Genomic DNA, 5,083 nt, shown 5'->3' on the forward strand with positions numbered 1-5,083 from the left:
ACCTATGAGGGATTGAAACCCGTTTGACCTTTATAATATTTTGGCTGTTATCAATGGTTTTTATCGTACCTACGAGGGATTGAAACCGGAGTCGGCCGCTTTCTCCACGCGTTTCCGCCCAGTTTTTGTCGCGCCTATAAGAGGCGAAACCCTCTTCAATGTCACGCCATCGTATGAACGTCTTCCGTTTGAAGAAACCGGATGGCTGCACTTCCCCGATCGACCGCTTCGTTTTGCTTCGGCTGCTCATTCTTGCGCCGCTTGCTTTGCAGGAAGCCGCTTTTTTGTTTCGCACATGGAGAACGTTTTGGCATCTGCTTTTTTTGTATGGCCCCATTGATCCACCAGGCATGGTTGTTCACCGCCTTTCTTTGCCGCTGCTGCATTTCCTCAGTCCGATGCGATATACTTGACATGGGAACAATCACGCTTCTTTCTCGTTCACCGTCGTGTCGGCGGACATGCTGCGTTGGCGTTGGACGGTTTGAAAGAAGGCGGAGAAAAGCGACAGGGGTGGGATGGATGCGCCGCAAACTTCGCGATCTTGGTTTTTCCATCGGCACGCTTCCGACAGGGGAGCGCAATCAAGTCACCGATGTGCCTGGGGTGCGGGTCGGTCATGTGACGATTCGGGAAGATATGAATGAGCGGACAGTGATCCGCACTGGGGTGACGGCGGTGTTGCCGCATGGGGGCAACTGGTTTTTGGAGAAGGTGCCCGCGGCTTGTTTTGTTTTGAACGGTTTTGGGAAAACGGTCGGGTTGGTGCAGGTCGAGGAACTTGGGTTGATCGAGTCGCCGATTATGCTGACCAATACGTTCAGTGTCGGCGCTGTCTGGCAAGGGACGCTTGAGTATATGCTTGCGATGACGCCGGAGATCGGAGATACGACCGGGTCGGCCAACATTGTCGTCGGGGAATGCAATGACAGCTATTTGAATACGGCGCGGGCGCTTTCGGTGACGAAGGAGCATGCGAAAGAGGCGATTGCCGCGGCGCGGGTGGAGATGGAAGAAGGAGAGGTCGGGGCAGGAACGGGGATGATGTGTTTCGGTTGGAAAGGGGGCGTTGGCAGCTCGTCGCGGGTCGTGAGCAGGGGATATACGGTCGGGGCGCTGGTCGTGAGCAATTTCGGGCGGCGTGAAGAGCTGCGGTTTGTGCCGTATGTGCCGCCGTCGTTTGATGAACGGGATGTGCCGGCTGGTTCGATTATGATGATCGTCGCGACCGATGCGCCGCTTGATGCGCGGCAGTTGAAGCGGCTGGCGAAGCGGGCGGCGGTGGGGCTGGCGCGGACGGGAAGCCACGTTCATCATGGCAGCGGCGACATCGTCATCGCCTTTTCGACGGCATACACGGTTCCGCATTTTGTGGATTCAGCGCATCAGGCGCTGCCGCCGCTTGTCCGCGATGATGCGCCGCTCATGAACGAGTTGTTTCAGGCGGCTGTTGAGGCGACAGAGGAAGCGATTTGGAATTCATTGACGATGGCGGAGACGACGACCGGGCGAAATGGACGCGTCGGGGAAGCGATTCCGTATTCGTTGCTTCGATGGATCAAATGGACGGAGAAATGAAACGATGAGAGGAAACGGCCCGAAAGGAATGGTTCTTCGGGCCGTTTCGTTTTTTCTGCCGCGCCTCTTGCCGCTGTGGTTGTCAGTACCGACTATGGAGACGATGTGTCCAAGCGGCGATCTTCTCTTTCATTTCCTCGCGCCATGCACGGTCATGCGTCGCATACCCGACCAATGCGCCGGTGGCGATCAACAAGAGACCAGATAAGACGAAAATGGAGGAAATGGAAAAGAACCCTGCGATCGCGCCTGCGGCGGTCGGGCCAGTCAAGTTGCCGAGGAAGCGGCTGCTTGCCGTGACGCCGAACACCCGCCCTTGAATGCGGCGCGGGCTTTGCGCGTTGATGAGCGCTTGAATAGACGGCCATACGCCGCCAACAACAAGCCCTTGCAAGAAGCGCCACACGTACAGCTCATAAATGTTGTCCGTCCATACTTGCGGCAAGGCGAACAAGCCGGACAGCACAAGCAGTATCGGTAATGTTTTCTCCTGCCCGATTCGGTCGCCGAGTTTCCCTAAGTACGGTGCGCCGATGATCGTCGCGATGCCGGTGATCGACGAGGCGAGGCCGGATAGAAAGGCGAGATTGCTAGAATGGCCGATGAGCGATTGGACAAAAATCGTCATCATCGAGTTGACGCCAAGAACCGCAATTTGCACGAGAAACGTGGCGATAAATAAGACGATGAGCGGCCGGTGTCTGAATACTTCTTTGAAGCTGGCCTTGTTTTCTTTTGTCTGCGGCACGACGGGATCTTTTTCGAGCCAAAAAATGACCGGCAAGAGCGTCAGTAAAATGCAAAGCCCGGTCACGAGAAACACCGGGCGGAAGCCGAACAGGTCGGATAAGGCGCCGCCGATGAGCGGCCCGATGATGTTGCCGGCGATGCTTCCCGTCTGCAGCGTCCCGAGCGCCTCGCCGCTATGGTCTCTCGGCACAACGCGGGCCAAGTATGAAAACGAGACAGTGATAAATCCAGAGAAAAAGCCGACAAGAAATCGGAGAGCAAGCAGCGCCATCGGTGAGGCGGCGAACGCCATGCATCCGGTGATCAAGCCCATGCCGATCCCCGCGCGGATGAGGTTGGCGCGCTGGCCGTACTTATCGGCGAATACCCCCCAAATCGGCGCCATGACAGCGGCTGATAGGAACGTGACGGAAAACACAAGTCCTGTCCAGATGCTCAAGGCGTGGTGCTCAGTGACGCCCATTTGCCATAAAAAGAGCGACAAAAAGGGAATGACCATCGTCATCCCGGCAGAAACCATGAAATTGCACAGCCAAAGAACGCGGACGCTTCGCTTCCAGTTCATAGGAGGTCATCTCCTGTATTATTTCGTTTCTCTAATGATTTTACCACGATGGAAAAACAAAGGAAACGATTTTGCTTCCGAACGGGGGAAAGCGAGAGTCAGGCCGTGCGACGGTGGGNAGCGGTGTCATTTCCCTGAACAAACACCATCCCCCTTGCCTGCCCGGCAAGGGGGTCATCTATGTCAAAGGGGGAGGGGATTAGGCGTTATTGGCTTGGGCTTCTTTCCACTTGGCTAACTCACGTTCGACTTCTTCATCAAATGGCACGGGGGACAACGCAGCATTCGTACCGAACCGGGCGGCGGCCGCTTCGGCTTCTAAGGCGATGACGCGCTCTTCCATGCGGGCGAAGCCGCGCAGCGCCTCATCGGCGGAAAACGAAGCGAGCGCCGTGTCGATTTGTTTCAACGCTTGAGCGGCGTTCACCCGCGCCGCGAGCTCGAGCTGCTTGGCGGCGAGTCCGTCGTACCGTTCGCGTAGTTGGTTCAAGCGATTGGCGACCTCAACTGTTTTCGCTTTGATGGCGTCGTATTGTTGTTTGTACGCCTCCAGCTTTTTCTCGTACAACAGTTTATCACGCAGCGCCAGTTTGGCGACCGATTCTTCGTTGCGCTCGAGCGCCAGTTTCGCTTGGCGGCTTCGTTTCTCAATGGTCGCTTCGGCTTGGGCGATGAGCGTCTCATAGCGCCGCTCGGCGACCCATTGTTGGGCGAGCGCTTGGCGGCCTTGTTCGAGTTGTTGCTCAAGCTGGCGCAAATATTGTTTCGTCATGGCAACGGGGTCTTCCCAGCGGTCAATTTGTTCATTCGCCTCAGCGAGAATAATCGTTTTGATCCGGCGAAAAATGCCCATGTTGTTTGGCCTCCTTTTGTATTGTTTTTTCCCATTCATCCAACCAATCGACGGGAACGGACGGCAGTGCTGGCGCCCATGCTTCGGCAATTGCCGTTTTTCGCGCTTGACGGCGCCCTAAGGTGTACACGGCGGCCAGCGCCAGCAAGATCAGCACCCATTTCGGCAAGATCGCAGCAACGCCTAAAGCGACAAGCGCCCAACCGATCCAGCGCTTCGACCGCGCCGCGGCGAGCCATATCGCCCCCGCGCCCACGAGCAAAAACGGAATGAGCCACCACATGAACAAACCTGCCATCATCCAGCCTTCGCGCGATCCCATGCCGAACTCTCGATGGTGATGTCCGAATCCATCGTGCACGCCGGGAAATGGAACGCCTGGACGGCCGTGCGCCATCACTTCATGCGGCGTCAGAACATGAAACGCGCTCCATCCAACGAGAGCAGCGAGCGCGATGAATAGGAACGTTTGTGCCTTTTTCACATCGTCACCTCCTTTTTTCGGCAGTGGACTGGCTTACGGTTTGTATTGTAGAGGGGGAAGGAGAAAATTAGGTGAAAAGCGAACATTTTTTTGAAGGATTTTTGAGTATATCATGAATAGGGGATCCGCCGCGAGATGGACGATGATTTTGACGGGCATCTGTTTTTTCTGACATTGTGGGGACGAAGGAGGGGAAGACGTGGTTCGGTCGTATGGGCTTGATGTTGGCGGCGCTTTGTTTGTGTTCTTGTTTTCCTTTTTGTTTCCGACGTTTGATGTCGGATATTATGCGTACGGCTCGTTTCTCGGATTCGCCATCGGCTCGTTGATCGTCGGCTTGGCGAGAATTCGATGGAATCCGCATGCGCGGTTGGGTGGCGCTCTAATCGGTTTGTTCCTCATCATCGCGATCTCTGTCATCATCATCCGCCTGTTTCCCATCGAAATCCGAGATGTCGGAGACTTGGTCATGCCCTATGTCAATGCCATCGTGAATGCGTGTTTTTGTTGCAACTTGTTCTAGGGGCTGTATAATTTCACCGTATGTTTCTAAAATCTTTCCCGATTTTTTATCGACTAGGCTAAAGGATTTTTTATCTTGCTTTTCAGAATAACGTTTTGGCCAACACGACTAGCGATGGCAATCTTTTTTGACCATCGTTAGTCGTTCCGTATCATGTTAGACGTAGATGCTCTCATCCATGTCCATATCCGTCAAGTTCAGCGTTAAAAATCGCTCTATCCATACATAGTGTTTGTGCCATGGGATGAAGAAAAGAATATTTCTTATTTTAGGCATGGGACTGACTCAAAAGGAAATTCATTTGATATCAGAACGAAAAAATCCTCCCGA

At 54.5% G+C, this 5,083-nt stretch carries 6 protein-coding genes; 2 read left to right on the forward strand and 4 right to left on the reverse strand.

Features of this window, described 5'->3' with window-relative positions:
* Positions 1-161: 161 nt before the first annotated feature.
* A complete protein-coding gene (locus tag VU18_RS01345) occupies positions 162-386 on the reverse strand; it encodes a hypothetical protein (protein ID WP_011229827.1) in 225 nt (74 codons plus the stop codon).
* A 136-nt stretch (positions 387-522) separates the two neighbouring features.
* Between VU18_RS01345 and VU18_RS01350 the strand changes: the two genes are divergently transcribed.
* Positions 523-1,578: a P1 family peptidase gene (locus tag VU18_RS01350; RefSeq protein ID WP_021321900.1), complete on the forward strand. Its 1,056-nt coding sequence runs from the start codon at positions 523-525 to the stop codon at positions 1,576-1,578.
* A gap of 82 nt (positions 1,579-1,660) precedes the next feature.
* Here the strand turns inward: VU18_RS01350 and VU18_RS01355 are convergent, their stop codons facing one another.
* The 3 genes from VU18_RS01355 to VU18_RS01365 form a co-directional block, all read right to left on the reverse strand.
* Complete coding sequence (locus VU18_RS01355; RefSeq protein ID WP_014194810.1) at positions 1,661-2,893, reverse strand: MFS transporter; 1,233 nt, start codon at positions 2,891-2,893, stop codon at positions 1,661-1,663.
* A gap of 199 nt (positions 2,894-3,092) precedes the next feature.
* On the reverse strand, positions 3,093-3,746 hold the full coding sequence (locus tag VU18_RS01360; protein ID WP_014194812.1) for a PspA/IM30 family protein: 654 nt from the start codon (positions 3,744-3,746) through the stop codon (positions 3,093-3,095).
* Positions 3,706-4,230, reverse strand: a complete 525-nt coding sequence (locus VU18_RS01365) for a hypothetical protein (protein ID WP_021321899.1) — start codon at positions 4,228-4,230, stop codon at positions 3,706-3,708. The genes VU18_RS01360 and VU18_RS01365 overlap by 41 nt, the downstream gene beginning before the upstream one ends.
* 199 nt (positions 4,231-4,429) lie before the next feature.
* Here VU18_RS01365 and VU18_RS01370 point away from each other — a divergent pair, with 199 nt between their 5' ends.
* Positions 4,430-4,753: a hypothetical protein gene (locus VU18_RS01370; RefSeq protein ID WP_011229832.1), complete on the forward strand. Its 324-nt coding sequence runs from the start codon at positions 4,430-4,432 to the stop codon at positions 4,751-4,753.
* The last annotated feature ends 330 nt before the right edge of the window (positions 4,754-5,083 follow it).

It is taken from the genome of Geobacillus sp. ZGt-1, from assembly GCF_001026865.1.
GTDB lineage: Bacteria > Bacillota > Bacilli > Bacillales > Anoxybacillaceae > Geobacillus > Geobacillus thermoleovorans.